Source organism: Chryseobacterium indologenes, assembly GCF_001295265.1.
GTDB classification, from domain to species: Bacteria; Bacteroidota; Bacteroidia; order Flavobacteriales; family Weeksellaceae; genus Chryseobacterium; species Chryseobacterium indologenes_A.
In genome coordinates, this window is record NZ_LJOD01000006.1 from 206550 (window position 1) to 221672 (window position 15123).

Genomic DNA, 15123 nt, shown 5'->3' on the forward strand with positions numbered 1-15123 from the left:
TGAGGTTTGAAGTCAGATTCCAATATTAAAATCTAACTTCTAACCTCTGATTTCTAACTTCTAATTTTATATAATGAAGAGTTTATTAAACATTATAAAAGGAATAACTTTTTCAGCGGTTATACTAGGAGCCATTACGTCCTGTATGGCCAGGAAGGAGTACGAGAGACCGAAGAATGTTGTGGACGAAAAGCTTTTCCGTACAGATATGCTTCCTTCAGACAGTACTACAATTGCGAATGTTTCATGGAAAGAAATTTTCACAGATCCTATACTTCAGGGACATATTTCCAAAGCTTTGGAAAACAATCTGGATATCAGAATAGCCCTTCAGAGCATTGGTTCTGCGGAAGCGTATTTAAAGCAGAGTAAGGCAGCCTATCAGCCTACGCTTTCAGTAGGTCCCAATTATACGTTCCAAACCCAGTCGATCAATACCCAGTTTGGACAGATCATCGGAGAAAGACGTTATATCAACCAGTTTGACATTACCGCCAGCATTGGCTGGGAAGCAGATCTTTGGGGAAAACTGAAAGCACAGGAAAAAGCACAGCTTGCCACATATTTAGGAACTGTAGCAGCCCATAAAGCCGTTAAAAGCGACTTGGTGGCATCTGTTGCGTCTGCTTATTATCAGCTGCTGACTTTTGATGCACAAAAAAGAATTATTACAGAAACCATTGCTGTAAGAGAAAGAAACCTGGAGACGACCAAAGCGTTAAAAGCCTCTGGAAATCTGACAGAAGTTGCTGTACAACAAAGTGAAGCGCTGGTATTAAATGCAAAATCTTTATTGATTGATATTGATACCCAGATCCAGCTTCTTGAAAACACAATGAGTCTTCTGATGGGAGAACCTTCTCATTCTATTGAAAGATCTACTCTGGAAAGCCAGAAACTTCCGATTGATGTGAAATTAGGATACCCCGTACAGCTTCTTGCCAATCGTCCGGATGTGATGAGAGCAGAGTATAACCTGATGAATGCTTTTGAATTGACGAATGCTGCAAAAGCACAGTTTTATCCTACTTTGAAGCTTACCGGGAGTGGTGGACTGCAATCGGTGGACCTTGACCACCTGTTCAGTGTAAACTCTCTTTTCGCTAATGTTGTAGCAGGTCTGGCACAGCCTATTCTGAATAAAAGACAGATCAAAACAAATTATGACGTAAGCCTTGCCAACCAGGAAACAGCTTACCTGAACTTCAGAAAAACAGTGCTTACTGCCGGAAAAGAAGTTTCTGACGCTATCAGGGTATTTTCAGTACAGGATTCTTTCATAGAATTAAAGCAGAAAGAGCTGGAAGCCTACAAAAAATCAGTAGATTATTCCCAGGAATTGGTGAACTATGGTATGGCTAACTATCTTGAAGTATTGAATGCCAGTGTCAATTCATTGAATGCAGAATTGAATATTTCAAATGCAGAATACAACAAAATGAAAGCGGGTATAGAACTTTATCAGGCTCTTGGAGGAGGCTGGAAGTAAATATTTTTGCTTAAAATAAATTAAAACGTATGTCAGTAATGGCATACGTTTTTTTGTTTCCCGCAGAATTCTAAATTGTATTGAATTGATTGGGATAATTGGAACAGCTAATACAGATTTAATTCTTTAAGTTTAGTTAAAAAATTGATAAAATCAGGTTTTTGTTTGTATATATGTAGTTAACTACGTAGTTTTAATTTGTAAAAATTATATGTTATGGCTCTAGAAATTCAACAGATAGGAAATTTATATTCAGAACAGGTTATAGATCTCATCCTGAATATCCAGCAGAAAGAGTTTAATATTCCGATTACGATAGAAGACCAGCCAGATCTTACCCAGATCGAAAGCTTTTACAGGGAAGCTGGCGGAAACTTTTGGGGAGCTTTTGCAGAGGGAGAGTTGGTTGGTTCCATCGCTTTGGTTAAATTTGATGAAAAGGCGGGAGCAGTGAGAAAAATGTTTGTAAAAAAAGAATTCAGAGGAAAAGAACTGAATATTGCACAGCATTTACTGGAAGTCCTGATCCGTTTCTGCCGGGAAAACAAAATAGATACTATTTACCTTGGAACCATTGATGTTCTGAAAGCAGCCATGCGCTTTTATGAACGTAACCATTTCAATCAGATCGAAAAACAAAAGCTGCCGGTACGTTTTCCGTTAATGAGCGCAGACAATGTATTTTATTATTTAAACCTTAATACAGCAATATGAATATAATAGACGAATCAGGTATTCTTGCCATATCTACAAGACTTCAGCGGCTTAGTGAACAGCTGAGAAAAGATGGCGCTCTGATCTATAAAGCCTTCGGTATCGACTTTGAGCCTAAATGGTTTCCTGTGATATTTACACTGCATCACAAAAAAAGACTTGGTGTTGTGGAAATTGCGAATGAAATCGGGTATACCCATCCTTCCACCATCAGCCTGCTCAAAGAATTGGAAAAGCAGAAACTGATCGTCTCTAAAAAAGACAAGCAGGACGAACGCAGAAGACTCATTGAACTGGCCCCAAAAGGAAGTGAACTGATTGAAAAAATGAAACCGGTATGGGAGCTGATGTCCAAAGTGCTGGGTGAAATTGCAGACAATGAAAATCACCTGCTCACGGCCATTAACGAAGCAGAGGAGAAAATCGCGCAACAATCATTTTATCAAAGGGCAATGTATAATAAAAGCAAGCTGTAGCAAATTGTGCAGCCTTTTTGGTTTACCAATTAACTTTATATATTTTTTCTGAAACAAGGGTAAAACACAGTATATTTTTGGATACTTGAGAAATTAACTCCTGTTCTTGCATAAACTTTTTATGTTGAGTGCATTAACGTGATCCCTTGGTCTTTCTCAGATCTGTAGGTCTCGACTGTGTAAATTCATGAAAAGTATCACTAAACGAGCTGATAGAGCTGTAGCCTACATCATCCGCAATTTCATTGATGGATTTATCAGTATTAAGAAGCAGTTCAATAGCTTTGATAATCCTCAATGTTTTCAGATACTGGAGAAAAGAAATATCCATATCAGCCTTAAAGAGGCGTGAAAGCGTGCGTTCACTAAGCCCGAATTTTTCACTGATGCTGGCCAGACTGTGCTTTCCTTCTATATTTTGTTCCAGATACGAAACAATTTTCATCATCTGTTTGTTCTGCGTAGCGGGAAGAATGATTGGTAAAGGCTGCTGATGGGTTTTGGGAAGTATTTTTTTTAAAGCCACTAAAAATTCGAAGTTCTCATCTGCAGCGGTCACGTGCCGTTCATCCCAGATTTCAGTGTACTTGATCATCTGTATGAGTAATTCGGAAGCCGGGTATATTCCCAATCTGTTAAAGAAAGGATCAGAGAGATCATCATGGGCATAAAAATATAATGATCTCAGTACCGTTGCAGAATGCCCGATCTGAAGAATATGTTCCATTCCCTGGGGAATCCAGAAAAAGTGCCTGGCGGGAACCACATAAGTACGGTTATCTATGGTGATATAAGCAATACCGCCTTCCACATAGCTCAGCTGTCCCTTTGTATGTTTGTGAAAAGGAATGAGTTTCTCTGATTTTTCGTGCATAACAAACACACTGTCATCATGTTTGTCGATATCCGGGAGCGCCGCAATTAATCCCATAAAATAGTTGTCAATGAATGGATAGGCAAAGATAATAATTTGGCCGGAATCATGTAAAACTTGACTATTTTAGATAAAAATAATCTCGGAAGAGCCAATAAATTTGCAGTGCAATAATTCGAAAAATCAGATGAAAATCTACCTCACCGGACTGCTGATCCTTGGAAGTTCCCACATTGCAACAGCACAGACAGGCAGTCCAGTCAATGACACAGTACGGCTTAGTTTAAAAGAAGCATGGCTGAAAGCCGAAGACAACAGCCGCCACATCAGAATCAGAAATATAGAAACAGAAATAGCGGATGCTGAACTGAAGGATGCCAAAAGAGAACGCCTCCCGGAAATTGAAATTAAAGGTTCCGCAGAAAAAGCCTCCAACATCCCAATCTATGAAAACGGCTTGTTTTCCAGACCAACCCAGCACGAAGTAATTCATACCCTCTACAGAGCCGGAGCAGATTTCTACCTGAATATCTATAAAGGGAACAAGCTGAACCTTAAGATCAAAGAAGAAGGAACATTGCAGAAGATCAAAGAAATCCGGAAAGATCAGGCTGTTTCCGATATTCACTATAAAACAGCTACCCTTTACCTTGAGCTTCAGAAAACAATGATATTCCGGGATCTGGTCACACAGGATATTGCCGACCAAAAGGCACAGCTGAAAGAGATAAAGTCCCTGTATAAAAACGGAGTAGTTCTGAAAAGTGACCTTCTGCGCGTAGAACTGGAACTTTCCCGCCGTGAAATGGCCCTTATCACCATTAAAAATGATATTCTCATCGCTACCCAGAAGCTGAATATTATTTTAGGCCTTCCAGATGAGCAGACTATTATTCCTGAAGCTCCTTTTAATCAATGGGAAGAAAATATTACCTATGAAGAATATGTAAAAAGAGCTTTGAAACATTCTTTTGATTACCATATTTCAGAACAGCAGGCGGAACTGAGCATGCTAAAACTCAAACAGGTAAAAGCCAATGTAAACCCGAAAGTTGGCCTGTATGGAGAGTTCTACTATGCCAATCCGCAGATATTTCTATATCCTTATAATCCATACTGGTATTCATTAGGGATAGTGGGTATAAAAGCTTCATTCTCCCTGTCCTCACTGTATCATAATCCTCAAAAGGTAAAAGCAGCCAGGCTGGAATTTGAAAAAGAGGAAGAAGCGCATAAAGATACAGAGGATAAGATACGCCAGCAGGTTAAGGAAGCTTATCTGAGATATGAGGAAGCCCTTGAACAGATTAAAGTAGCAGAAGCTAACGTGGTTCAGGCTAAAGAAAATGCGAGAATTATTAAAAACACCTACTTCAGCCAGACCTCCCTGGTGACGGATCTTCTTGATGCAGATATTCAGCTGCTTCAGACAAAATTTGAACTGGAAGCCGCTAAAATTACAGCACAGAACAATTATTATTCATTACAAAATATCATAGGGACCTTATAATACAATGAAAAAAAAATACACGCCTACAGACAGGCTCATTACCAGAATTACAGGATGGATAGCTGCTTTTATTGTGGCCGCACTCGCCGTTTGGGGCATGATCAGCCTTTTTAATTTTTATCAATATGAACAAACCAATGATGCTCAGGTTCAGGAATATGTAAATCCTGTTATTTCAAGAGCCGGGGGCTTCATTGTTGATGTCAAATTTGAGGAAAACCAGGAAGTAAAAAAAGGAGACACTCTTCTGGTAATTGACAACCGTGAATATAAGCTGCAACAGGAACAGACCCAGGCGGCTATTCAGAAAGCCCGTGCAGAGCTGAAGGTACTGGAAAGCAATACCCATACAACAGAAAAAGAAGCAGCTTCCGCTCTGGCGCAGGTAGAAGCCAGTAAAGCCAAGGTCTGGAAACAGGAACTTGATTATAAACGGTATCAGGATCTTTACAATGAAGAATCTGCAACAAGACAACGTCTTGAAGACATTAAAGCCGGACTGGACGTTAATAAAAGTGATTATAAATCTTCGCAGGATAATTATGCTGCTTCCCGATCTAAAATAAATGATATTCAGGCCGAAAAAACAGTGGTGCGGGCAGAAATAGCCAAACTGGAAGCGCTGCTGGACCGCCATAAGCTTGATGTAAGCTATACCGTAATTACAGCTCCTTACAACGGAAGGATGGGCAGACGAACCGTGGAAGCGGGGCAGATGATTGATGCAGGAGAAACCCTTGCGTTCATCGTAAATAATGAAACCGATAAATGGGTGGTTGCCAATTATAAAGAGACACAGATCAGGAATATGCATATCGGGGATCATGTGAAAATTGTAGCAGATTCTTATCCCGACCAGAAGTTTCAGGGAACCATTATTTCTCTGTCTCCGGCCACAGGTTCCAGCTTTTCCCTGCTGCCTCCGGATAATTCTACTGGGAACTATGTGAAAATTGTACAACGTATTCCGGTAAGGATCAGAATAGACGGAAGGAGAAAGGATATAGAAGTTCTTAAAGTGGGAATGAACGTTAATGTATATGCCCGGAAAAAACGTTTCAATGGTTAGAAAAGTTCCTTTTTTTAAAAGTCGGATTCCCGAATGGCTTGTTAAGATCATTCTTTTCCTGATGACCCTTCCCGGAATTACCATATTTTTCCTTCCTCTGGCGAATGTAAATGCTGCGGCGGGGTATTATGGCTGTGAGCCCGCTGATATTCAGTTTTCAGTAGCTTTGTTTTATGCCGGATATGTCGGATTTTACAGTCTGGAAAGAAGATTTTTCAGTTTTCTTGCCGCTAATGAGTATTTCCTTTTATTTATGACCCTGCAAATCACAGCCTGCCTTATCTGTTATTTTACAAGGGAAATTTATATTCTCTTTCCTGTACGTTTTATTCAGGGTATGCTGTTTGCCTGTAATGTTAACTTGTCGCTGACCTTAATTTTTACACGATTGAGCAGTGAAAGAGGACGGGAGATCAGCTTTTCTGTGTTTTTTGGAATTCTCATCTGTGCCCTGCCTTTCAATAACCTGATTACGGCTAACCTCATCGATTCCTATAATTTTAATATTATTTACAAGGGAGCTATATTCTTATACGTACCGGGATTTATTTTTCTGGCTGTTGCTATGAGTCATTACCGGATTAATGCAAGATTTCCATTGTACAAGCTTGATTGGGAAAGTTTCGCGCTTTACAGTGCAATGCTGGTGCTCATCGGCTATATCATGATTTTCGGGCAGGAATACTACTGGCTGGAAGATAAACGTATTTTGGGAAGTGTAATAGCCATTGCCGTTCTGTCGGTTTTATCGGTATTTCGTCATAATGCTATGAAAAGACCTTATATTGATCTGCGTGTTTTCAGATACCGCAATTTTAAAGTGGGGCTTGTGATTCTTTTTGTGATGTACATCTGCCGTTTTGCATCGGGAATTACCAATAATTACTTTATTTCTGTACTTCATTTTGATCCTTTTTACCTTTCCTATATCAATGTTTTTAATATTATAGGCCTGGTTACGGGAGTTATTATTGCGTGCTGTATGGTGCTTCAGAAGAAAAACATACGTTATATCTGGGGACCGGGTTTCCTGCTGCTCCTGATATTTCATGTGGTGATGTATTTTTCATTTGATGTACAGGCAGATGAGTTCAACTATTATATTCCGTTATTTATTCAGGGGTTAGGAGTAGGGTTGATTATGGTTCCTACCATCATTTTCATTATTTCTTCAGTTCCTGCATCCATCGGGCCATCAGCAGCTGCTACAGCGCTTGCCATCAGATATCTGGGATTCTGTGTAAGCATTGCACTGATCAATTTTTTTGAGCTTTTTGAAAAAAGCAGGCACTATAATGCTTTTCAGGATCATCTCAGTGTAATAGACCCTGCTGTAAAGAACTTTATTCACAGCCAGACGGTAAAACTCAACAGCAAAGGAATGCCTGAGGACCATGCGTTGAAAGGAGCGGATAAACTATTGGCAGCAAGGATGAACGTACAAAACCAGGTACGTTTTGCTATGGATTATTATGAAATGATAGTCTGGATTCTTTTCGTATCGCTGCTATTGATACTTCTTTTTCCTTATCTGAACCGTACAGCGCTTTACCTGAAATCTAAACGTCTGTCACCGGCATAGCTAATTACTCTTTCTTATAATTTGTAATACAGATGGCAATGAATACAATAATCAGAGTGGAAGAGGATTTTGAGTGAAATAATATATTGTCTGGAAAAATAAAACAGGCCATAAAAAATATAGATGGCTGTAATCCATGAAATTAGACTTTTGGAGCCAATAATGATTTATATTTTTAAGAAAATAATTTGATAAAATATTTGCATATATCATTTAAATACTTACTTTTGTACCGCTTAAACAAGGGGGATTGGCGCAGTTGGCTAGCGCGTTTGACTGGCAGTCAAAAGGTCACGGGTTCGAATCCCGTATTCTCCACATTGACAAAGCCCTTCCCACAAGGGCTTTTTTCAGAATTATACTTTTTGGAAGCGTATTAATCAGTAACAAAAACAGTAACAAAATTAATACGTATGAAAAACCTTAATTTCGGATGCAAAAGATCCGATTTCCTTGTGACCAATTCAAAAGATGATTGGTTCGTTCAATGTCGCTTTTACGAACCAGATCGGGAAAAACCATTTACCTACCGGCGAAGACTAAACAGGTTTAAAGATGAAAAAGAACGTAAGCAAATTGAAAAACTGCTTCTAAAGCAGATGACAGTTTTGCTTGATGAGAAAGATTATAATCCTAGAACAAAACAATTCATGTTTGAAGAAGAAGAGTTGAATCCAAATCTATCATTGAGCGAAGCATTAGAGAAAGCGCTGGAAAGAAAAACTTATACACCGGAACATGTAAAAGTTGTTGTATCTGCATTAAATCGATTTAAGTTGAACTTGACAAAATTGGAATTGGATTACCTTAAAATCAAAGATGTTGAGCTGATCCATGTGAAAAAAATTCTCGAAGCCTGCAGCCTGTCAAACTATAGTTATAATCAGTACAAAAAAATGCTGTCATCTCTTTTTACAGATCTGGTTGATGAATCCTGCTTGAAAGTAAACCCTTGTACCGGGATTAAATCAAAAAAGCATATTGTAGAGAAAAAGGAAATATTCACGGATAAAGAACTTGAAAGAATTGCTGAAAGAATTCTAAAAGATGCTCCATTGTTTTATAACTTTTATCAGATCTTTTATATGTCCGGATGCAGGATACCAGAAATGATCGGATTAAAAGCCAAAGATGTTAATTTAGAAAAGCAGGAATATACTATTTTACTAAAAAAAGGAGATTTATATGTTCGAGAAAAAAGAGCTATCGTTCCTGATGCAATGGAGTTTTGGACGCGACAAATGAAAAAAGTGAAAGACGATCAATATATTTTTTCTTATGGCTTTATTCCAGGGGACACATTGTTAACAAGGGATTATGTTTATAAATTCTGGAAGAAAAAAATAAGAATTGGTACAATTTACAAGTTAAAGTACACATGGCTGGATAAGGTTGAAGAGGCTCATTATAGCGCACAAATCATGGCCGGGCACCGTGATGATAGAACAACATCAATTTACACAGTAGGGCGTGAAAAAAGGAGATTAGAAGCTCAGAAGCAAATTAAAATCAAAATGTTTTAATAGCAGGGACTATAAGTAGTCCCTTTTTTATTACCTTATGGGAAACCGTATTCCTAATTATGTAAATAAATGTATATTTGTCTATAACTAATAAGAATGATAATAAAATTAATTTGGAGCTTAAATCCTCCTAAAGAGAGTGTGTTTCAAACCCTTTCAAAATTACCACAAAATGAGCAATGAATTAAAAATTAGGATCGTTAGGGATTCTCAAGGTAATGATCTTGATCTAAACAGGATTAGCATTGAGGCGGCAGATGCTTTAAATATATTTATAGATTCTCTTTCTAGTTTTGCCAAAACATATGATGATACTTCTGGTATTAAAATGCGCCTGGACAATGGATCTGTTACAGCTTGTTTGGTGCTGCCTGACGACGGCGCAAATATAGCGGATGAAATAGAGGAAATAATGATGAATAGGTCACAGAATAATGAAAGGATTAAGCCTCTAAAAACAATTCAAGATAAAATTCAACAAAACGGTTCAGTATACGAAGTTTATCTTAAAAAAAATAGCGCTCAGGAAATAAATGTAACAAATTACTTTAAAGGAGATAAGTTTCAGACAAGGAGACAGCAATTAAATAGAGTATATGCAATAGAATTTATTAAAGGTAATCTCTATGCAATTGGAGGAAAAAAGAATCCTAATGTTCATATTGAAGATTTAGAGAGTAATACTACGTCTAAAATTTCTTGCTCTGTTGAGGCTGCAAAAGTTCTTAATAAAGGATTATATGAAGAAATGTACTTTTCAACAATTAGGACAGAATCCGAGCAGGGTATTTCTCATAGTTATGTTGATAATTACTCAAGTCTTGAAGATTTTCAGAATTTCAAAACACTACATGAAACCTTATTAAGCACAGATAGTATTGAAAAATACGATATTATTTATGATTATATTTTAGAAGTCGTAAATAATGAAGATAGATCTAATGAGGAAATTATTAAATTAATGACTTTGTACAACAATAAATTTAGTGAGAAAGGAATTGTCCGAACAATACTCATGACCCTAAAGCCAATAATTGAAAGAGAGACAGGGTTAATACCGCATTATCAAAGTTTAGTAGAAACATTTAGGTCAAGAAGTAAAACTGGGAAGATATGAGTTTAGATTTAGAAAATCAGTTAGTAAAATACAATGAAAGAAATCTTCCAAACACCTTTGTTTCATTAGCAGTTACTTTAGGTGATAGCAATATACCTGAACATGCAGTAATATTAATACGATATCGAACAGTTGACTATATCTTTCATTTTCCTGGAGCAGATCCTCCATTAATAGAAAACATTACTTCTAGAGTTGATCCAGTTTTATTTTACAAAATTCTTGACAATTTTGATACGGAGGACGATTCTGATGTTGGAGCTTTTTTAAGACAATGTCAAAGAATATGTAACGAAACAGATATAACTTATGGATTTATATTCGATGCATCTACATATGGGGAAGACGGAAGGTATTTGAGCCTTTCCGGGCTACCCGAGATTGCAAGTTGTGTCGGGTTTTGTGTAAATGTCATTTCTAAATACGTTATTGATTTTTCCAGCACATATTTTAATCTCGATGATTGGGATGATAGCGGAATAGAAGGTCGTATCGCATTTTTTGACCAATGGGCACAGGAGGAAGTAATAAAAAAATACCCATCAGTTGATTGGAGCTTGTATAATGCATTCAAAAAAAGGATTACCCCATTAGAGTACCTGTGTTCAGGCTTCTGCAGTGTTTACCCAATTACAAAACAAACTATAGAAAATATTAAACCATATGTAGAAAGAGAAATAGCAAGAAAATTGGCTTAAAAATATAAATACATGTTAAGATTATGCCCCGTATTCCGGGGCTTTTTTATATAAGAACGATTTTTACTTTCAATCCCAATTCCTTGGCAATGTTAATCATGCTCAAAGTTCCTTTGCTTTTACTGTCCCAGAAAGCTATAAGCGCGTCAGCATATTCTGCCATTTCCCTGTTGCGAATCGGGCCTGCTTTTGGACCTAAATCCCAATTAGCAGGAAAACGGGAAATATTGTAGCCATTCTCTACAGCATATCTTTCCCCTAAAAGATCAGCTCCCCGGGCGCCTCCAGAAATTATTTCAATTTCCTGATAGTTCTGCAAATAATAATCACACCTCTCCTTCAAGAAAGAATAGTCCTCAAATGTTCGGGTTCCGGCAATGATTACTTTGAACATATTTATTAAAGTATAACTTTAGATAAAAAATATAAATTGTTGTTAAATAGTTGTTGGAATATTCGTTCCTCGTTTTTATATTTGTACCGTCAATACTTCATGCTTACTAAATAGCTATAAACTTTACGAACATAAAAAAGCCACTTTAAGGGTTTACACTGCGACATGTATGATGTATTGACACCCCTTATTGTGGCTTTATTTTTTTAGACAATGACAAATATAACAAATTTTGGTGGAAAAATCGGAAATGAATTAATTAGAATTTCCGAACAAAATGGGAAACAGGCTGTATCAGCCAGAGAGCTGTATGAATTTTTAGGTTATGATCTTAAAAACTGGAAAAGATGGTACCTGAAAAATATAGTTGAAAATCAATTTGCAGTAGAAAATGAAGATTATCAAACGTTCGTCATTGAGAGGAACGGTAACGAAACGCTAGATTTTGCCCTGTCCATTGATCTTTCAAAAAAAATATCAATGATGGCAAAGACTGTTAAGGGTGAAGAGGCAAGAGATTATTTTATCAACTGTGAGAATAATTACAAAAATTCAATTCAGATTTTCCAAAATGATCCCTTCATCCAATTACGGATGAATCAAATTCAGCAGCAGCAACAGATTGTACAATTGGAGACAAAAGTTCAAGAAATAGAAGCAAAGACAACGACAAGACCAGATTATTTTTCAGTTATGGGATATGCTATTCTCAACAAAATTACTGTCGGACTAACATTAGCATCAACCATAGGAAGAAAAGCGGCAGCGATTTGCCGGAAAAACAATTTGCCAACAGACGAAGTTCCGGACCCAAGATTTGGAAAAGTCAAACTTTACCCTCGCAATGTCTTGGAAGATGTTTTTAATCAAACAGTATTCGCATAAAATAGAGCTCCAGTAATTGGAGCTTTTTTATTTCTTTCTTATTCCTAGATAATCAAACTAAGTTATTTCCTTGCCTTTATTGTACTCTTTTTTTTGAAAGTGGTAGGCATTGTTGTATTCAAACTGGAATGTATTCGATTTTGTAAACTGTCTATAGTAATAGTCGTAAGACCTTATATCTCGTATTTCTGAAGGCAGAGCAGATATAAGGTCTTTTAAATTACTGTCGCAGCCAATCACCTCATTATTTTTTATTACAAAAAACAGCTTGCTAACATTTTGATTCATAAGGATATTTTTATAATGCAAATATACATTTAAATATTTGTAAAACAAGCGAAATTTTTCACCTTGAAAATCAAATAGTTACAAATAATCGTAAGAATAATTGTAATTATATTTGCATAATACAAATAAACGTATGTATATTTGTAACATCAAAACGAAACAATAATAACAAATAAATAATACCATTATGAAAACAGTAGCTAACACAGACAAAATGTTTATGATCGAAGTAACTAACATTGCAATGCCTCAGGCTGATGACGCAAATTTTGATGTAGAGGGTGTTATACATGAAAGAAAATTTTTCGAAACTGAAAAAGAAGCAAAAAAATACTTCAATAAGATAGTTAAAGAGAATGACATGAGAGTAATAAGAAATATGGCCCGTGGTAATCACAAAGAACTTTATTTAACGCCTGTACAGCCTTCTTACGCTGAGAAATTCAAATAAGTACAATGAACCTGGGTAAGTTCAAAAAAGGCCCTTAATTAACCTTACATATATTATACCATGAAAAACACCATGCCGACATTAAAACCAAGAAAACAAGCAAAAGAAAGAGAAATATATTTCATGCAGGCCGTGGCCCTTACGAATTACGCTAAGCTCTGCAACAAATTAAAAGAAGTGCCGAATCTTGATGTAATACATACGCTGGCCAATAGCGAAGACATAAAGAAGTTAATAAAATCAAATAATCTATTCATTTCACAATTTGAACAATCAGCGGGGTAAAGCCCGCTTTTGGTGGTAAAAGACAAAAAAAATACAGCAATATGAAAACTTCAAATACCTTCAGAAAAACAGTAATGCTGCGAGCATATCACATAATGCAAGAAACTGGCAAAGAGTGGGCAGAATGCTTGCGTAAAGCTTGGCAGTTATACCGAATAAATAAAGAGATGCACCAAGGCGAAGTAACATTTTATTTCGAGAAAAAAGACGGTTCTATAAGAAAAGCGATCGGCACGTTAAAAATTGACTACGAATTTAAAACACAAAGCCAGCCGAGTACTTCTACCTTTTCATATTTTGATGTAGATATAAATGATTGGCGTTGCTTTAAAATAGCTAATTTTATCGGCCTTGCTACTGTAGATCACTTCATGCCATTAATGACCGAATTGCCTACCGGCAGCAACTATATTAAGCCTAAGGCTCAGAACCTAAGAAACAGAAGACAAAAACTAATAAGCAAATAAATATGAAAACTAAAAAAAGACCCTCAACAGTTCAAAGACGCAGAATGAAAATCGTTACAACGCCTAAGGCGTTAATAACTAAAACAGAAGAAAATGAGCAGGTAAAACCTCTCTTTTTGATCATGCAAAAGAAATATTTTGACCAGATCGAAAAAGGCGAGAAAATCGAAGAGTATAGAGACGACACATCATTTTACCGATCAAGACTACTAAATAAGGCGCAAACCGCATTTAAAAGATATAACACGGTTATTCTGCAAGAGGGTTACCACAAAGGGGCCAGAAGAATGATTATCGAAGTAAAGCAAGTAACATTGAACAATTATTTTACTATTCACCTGGGCAAGATACTTGATCGGCAAAATTTCTAAGCATAATCAAAATAAGAAAATTAACCACTCTAATTATTTGAGTGGTTTTTTTGTGGTTTAAAAATCAAATATGTATAAAGCAATGCTTTAGTTGTTGTTTGTATATATCAATAAGTCAATGTAATAAATAATTTTGTTATAAGATGATTACGGCCGAATTAAGAAGCAAATACAAAGGCAGAAGCATTGAGAGCCTTATTGATACTTTACAGAAGCTTGTAAACGCTAAAGTTCGTAAGAGAGACAGTAAAGACGGGTATTTTATCTGCATTTCGTGCGATGAAATGAAGCCAGTACAACAGATGAATGCCGGGCATTATTTTGCCAAAGAATTTTATAAGTCGGTACGGTTTGATCTCGATAATATGCACGGGCAATGCGTAAGATGTAACAAGTATTTAAGCGCGAATTTGATACCGTATAGGTCGAATTTACTTTTAAAGATAGGTGAGCATCGTTTACGTCAATTAGAACAAAAAGCAGCCTTAAAAAACTTCAAATTCAGTCGTGACTTTTTGATTGAACAAATAGAAAAATATAAACATGAAAAATACTAAAGAACTGTATTTGGTTCTGACCAAAAAAAACTTTGTTGATATTCTTAAAGGTGTCAAAAAAGAAGAGTACCGAGCATTCTCAGATTATTATATCGAACGCCTGGGTGAAGTTGATGCAGATGGTGAGTTAATCGGGACAGTTGTACCTGAAGCTATTCGCTTTCAGATGGGATATAGCAAAAATGCACCCCAGATGGTTGTCCAGTGTAAAGATGTTCTTATTGATGTTGATAAAGATGTCAAAGAAGGCGAAGACCTGACAACCGAGAACAGCAATTTCGCCTTAATTCTAGGTGCTGTACTCGAGAGTTCCAACTGTGAAAAATTAATTGTTTAACCTTAAATACGATTGCAATGTCAGAAGCTACAGCAA

Annotated in this window: 18 protein-coding genes and 1 tRNA gene; 17 read left to right on the top strand and 2 right to left on the bottom strand. The window is 36.6% G+C overall.

Going from position 1 to position 15123, the window contains the following annotated elements:
- Positions 1-73: 73 nt before the first annotated feature.
- The 3 genes from AOB46_RS11215 (at position 74) to AOB46_RS11225 (ending at position 2679) form a co-directional block, all read left to right on the top strand.
- The gene (locus AOB46_RS11215) at positions 74-1489 is read left to right on the top strand and encodes an efflux transporter outer membrane subunit (protein ID WP_062699316.1); all 1416 of its coding nucleotides are present in this window, start codon (positions 74-76) and stop codon (positions 1487-1489) included.
- Between the two features lie 216 nt (positions 1490-1705).
- Positions 1706-2203 carry a GNAT family N-acetyltransferase gene (locus tag AOB46_RS11220; RefSeq protein WP_062699318.1) on the top strand — a complete coding sequence of 166 codons (498 nt, stop codon included), beginning with the start codon at positions 1706-1708 and terminating at the stop codon, positions 2201-2203.
- Positions 2200-2679: a MarR family winged helix-turn-helix transcriptional regulator gene (locus AOB46_RS11225; RefSeq protein ID WP_062699320.1), complete on the top strand. Its 480-nt coding sequence runs from the start codon at positions 2200-2202 to the stop codon at positions 2677-2679. The genes AOB46_RS11220 and AOB46_RS11225 overlap by 4 nt, the downstream gene beginning before the upstream one ends.
- Positions 2680-2812: 133 nt before the next feature.
- Here AOB46_RS11225 and AOB46_RS11230 read toward each other — a convergent pair whose 3' ends face one another.
- Positions 2813-3610, bottom strand: coding sequence for an AraC family transcriptional regulator (locus AOB46_RS11230; protein ID WP_062699322.1), 798 nt, complete (start codon positions 3608-3610; stop codon positions 2813-2815).
- Positions 3611-3740: 130 nt separating this feature from the next.
- Here AOB46_RS11230 and AOB46_RS11235 point away from each other — a divergent pair, with 130 nt between their 5' ends.
- The 7 genes from AOB46_RS11235 (at position 3741) to AOB46_RS11265 (ending at position 11052) form a co-directional block, all read left to right on the top strand.
- Positions 3741-5063 (top strand): TolC family protein, encoded by a 1323-nt coding sequence (locus tag AOB46_RS11235; RefSeq protein ID WP_062699324.1) that lies wholly within the window; start codon positions 3741-3743, stop codon positions 5061-5063.
- Positions 5064-5067: 4 nt separating this feature from the next.
- A complete protein-coding gene (locus AOB46_RS11240) occupies positions 5068-6132 on the top strand; it encodes an HlyD family secretion protein (RefSeq protein ID WP_062699326.1) in 1065 nt (354 codons plus the stop codon).
- On the top strand, positions 6125-7714 hold the full coding sequence (locus tag AOB46_RS11245) for a beta-carotene 15,15'-monooxygenase (protein ID WP_062699408.1): 1590 nt from the start codon (positions 6125-6127) through the stop codon (positions 7712-7714). Before AOB46_RS11240 ends, AOB46_RS11245 begins: the two co-directional genes overlap by 8 nt.
- A 244-nt stretch (positions 7715-7958) precedes the next feature.
- Positions 7959-8032: transfer RNA gene (locus AOB46_RS11250), tRNA-Ala, on the top strand.
- 95 nt (positions 8033-8127) lie between these two features.
- Positions 8128-9237 carry a tyrosine-type recombinase/integrase gene (locus AOB46_RS11255; RefSeq protein WP_062699328.1) on the top strand — a complete coding sequence of 370 codons (1110 nt, stop codon included), beginning with the start codon at positions 8128-8130 and terminating at the stop codon, positions 9235-9237.
- Between the two features lie 172 nt (positions 9238-9409).
- The gene (locus AOB46_RS11260; RefSeq protein ID WP_062699330.1) at positions 9410-10354 is read left to right on the top strand and encodes a hypothetical protein; all 945 of its coding nucleotides are present in this window, start codon (positions 9410-9412) and stop codon (positions 10352-10354) included.
- Complete coding sequence (locus AOB46_RS11265; RefSeq protein WP_062699332.1) at positions 10351-11052, top strand: hypothetical protein; 702 nt, start codon at positions 10351-10353, stop codon at positions 11050-11052. The genes AOB46_RS11260 and AOB46_RS11265 overlap by 4 nt, the downstream gene beginning before the upstream one ends.
- A gap of 46 nt (positions 11053-11098) precedes the next feature.
- Here AOB46_RS11265 and AOB46_RS11270 read toward each other — a convergent pair whose 3' ends face one another.
- Positions 11099-11446, bottom strand: coding sequence for a DUF2493 domain-containing protein (locus AOB46_RS11270; protein WP_062699334.1), 348 nt, complete (start codon positions 11444-11446; stop codon positions 11099-11101).
- A gap of 213 nt (positions 11447-11659) precedes the next feature.
- On the opposite strand from AOB46_RS11270, the gene AOB46_RS11275 reads away from it, so the two are divergent.
- The 7 genes from AOB46_RS11275 (at position 11660) to AOB46_RS11310 (ending at position 15087) form a co-directional block, all read left to right on the top strand.
- Entirely contained in the window at positions 11660-12331 is a 672-nt protein-coding gene (locus tag AOB46_RS11275) for an antA/AntB antirepressor family protein (RefSeq protein WP_062699335.1), read from the top strand.
- Between the two features lie 475 nt (positions 12332-12806).
- Entirely contained in the window at positions 12807-13070 is a 264-nt protein-coding gene (locus AOB46_RS11285) for a hypothetical protein (protein WP_062699339.1), read from the top strand.
- 60 nt (positions 13071-13130) lie between these two features.
- Positions 13131-13355, top strand: a complete 225-nt coding sequence (locus AOB46_RS11290) for a hypothetical protein (RefSeq protein ID WP_062699341.1) — start codon at positions 13131-13133, stop codon at positions 13353-13355.
- Positions 13356-13396: 41 nt separating this feature from the next.
- A complete protein-coding gene (locus AOB46_RS11295) occupies positions 13397-13822 on the top strand; it encodes an SH3 beta-barrel fold-containing protein (protein WP_082377077.1) in 426 nt (141 codons plus the stop codon).
- A 2-nt stretch (positions 13823-13824) separates the two neighbouring features.
- A complete protein-coding gene (locus AOB46_RS11300) occupies positions 13825-14193 on the top strand; it encodes a hypothetical protein (RefSeq protein ID WP_062699344.1) in 369 nt (122 codons plus the stop codon).
- A 143-nt stretch (positions 14194-14336) separates the two neighbouring features.
- Positions 14337-14750 carry a recombination protein NinG gene (locus AOB46_RS11305; RefSeq protein WP_062699346.1) on the top strand — a complete coding sequence of 138 codons (414 nt, stop codon included), beginning with the start codon at positions 14337-14339 and terminating at the stop codon, positions 14748-14750.
- Complete coding sequence (locus AOB46_RS11310) at positions 14737-15087, top strand: hypothetical protein (RefSeq protein WP_062699348.1); 351 nt, start codon at positions 14737-14739, stop codon at positions 15085-15087. Before AOB46_RS11305 ends, AOB46_RS11310 begins: the two co-directional genes overlap by 14 nt.
- Positions 15088-15123: the final 36 nt, after the last annotated feature.

What these genes read in the sequence shown, in the direction of transcription:
- AOB46_RS11305 (WP_062699346.1), top strand. Translation starts at nt 14,337, where the DNA reads ATGATTACGGCCGAATTAAGAAGCAAATACAAAGGCAGAAGCATTGAG.
- AOB46_RS11235 (WP_062699324.1), top strand. Translation starts at nt 3,741, where the DNA reads ATGAAAATCTACCTCACCGGACTGCTGATCCTTGGAAGTTCCCACATT.
- AOB46_RS11240 (WP_062699326.1), top strand. Translation starts at nt 5,068, where the DNA reads ATGAAAAAAAAATACACGCCTACAGACAGGCTCATTACCAGAATTACA.
- AOB46_RS11230 (WP_062699322.1), bottom strand. Translation starts at nt 3,610, where the DNA reads ATGGGATTAATTGCGGCGCTCCCGGATATCGACAAACATGATGACAGT.
- AOB46_RS11260 (WP_062699330.1), top strand. Translation starts at nt 9,410, where the DNA reads ATGAGCAATGAATTAAAAATTAGGATCGTTAGGGATTCTCAAGGTAAT.
- AOB46_RS11255 (WP_062699328.1), top strand. Translation starts at nt 8,128, where the DNA reads ATGAAAAACCTTAATTTCGGATGCAAAAGATCCGATTTCCTTGTGACC.
- AOB46_RS11265 (WP_062699332.1), top strand. Translation starts at nt 10,351, where the DNA reads ATGAGTTTAGATTTAGAAAATCAGTTAGTAAAATACAATGAAAGAAAT.
- AOB46_RS11220 (WP_062699318.1), top strand. Translation starts at nt 1,706, where the DNA reads ATGGCTCTAGAAATTCAACAGATAGGAAATTTATATTCAGAACAGGTT.
- AOB46_RS11285 (WP_062699339.1), top strand. Translation starts at nt 12,807, where the DNA reads ATGAAAACAGTAGCTAACACAGACAAAATGTTTATGATCGAAGTAACT.
- AOB46_RS11275 (WP_062699335.1), top strand. Translation starts at nt 11,660, where the DNA reads ATGACAAATATAACAAATTTTGGTGGAAAAATCGGAAATGAATTAATT.
- AOB46_RS11310 (WP_062699348.1), top strand. Translation starts at nt 14,737, where the DNA reads ATGAAAAATACTAAAGAACTGTATTTGGTTCTGACCAAAAAAAACTTT.
- AOB46_RS11245 (WP_062699408.1), top strand. Translation starts at nt 6,125, where the DNA reads ATGGTTAGAAAAGTTCCTTTTTTTAAAAGTCGGATTCCCGAATGGCTT.
- AOB46_RS11225 (WP_062699320.1), top strand. Translation starts at nt 2,200, where the DNA reads ATGAATATAATAGACGAATCAGGTATTCTTGCCATATCTACAAGACTT.
- AOB46_RS11215 (WP_062699316.1), top strand. Translation starts at nt 74, where the DNA reads ATGAAGAGTTTATTAAACATTATAAAAGGAATAACTTTTTCAGCGGTT.
- AOB46_RS11290 (WP_062699341.1), top strand. Translation starts at nt 13,131, where the DNA reads ATGAAAAACACCATGCCGACATTAAAACCAAGAAAACAAGCAAAAGAA.
- AOB46_RS11270 (WP_062699334.1), bottom strand. Translation starts at nt 11,446, where the DNA reads ATGTTCAAAGTAATCATTGCCGGAACCCGAACATTTGAGGACTATTCT.
- AOB46_RS11295 (WP_082377077.1), top strand. Translation starts at nt 13,397, where the DNA reads ATGAAAACTTCAAATACCTTCAGAAAAACAGTAATGCTGCGAGCATAT.
- AOB46_RS11300 (WP_062699344.1), top strand. Translation starts at nt 13,825, where the DNA reads ATGAAAACTAAAAAAAGACCCTCAACAGTTCAAAGACGCAGAATGAAA.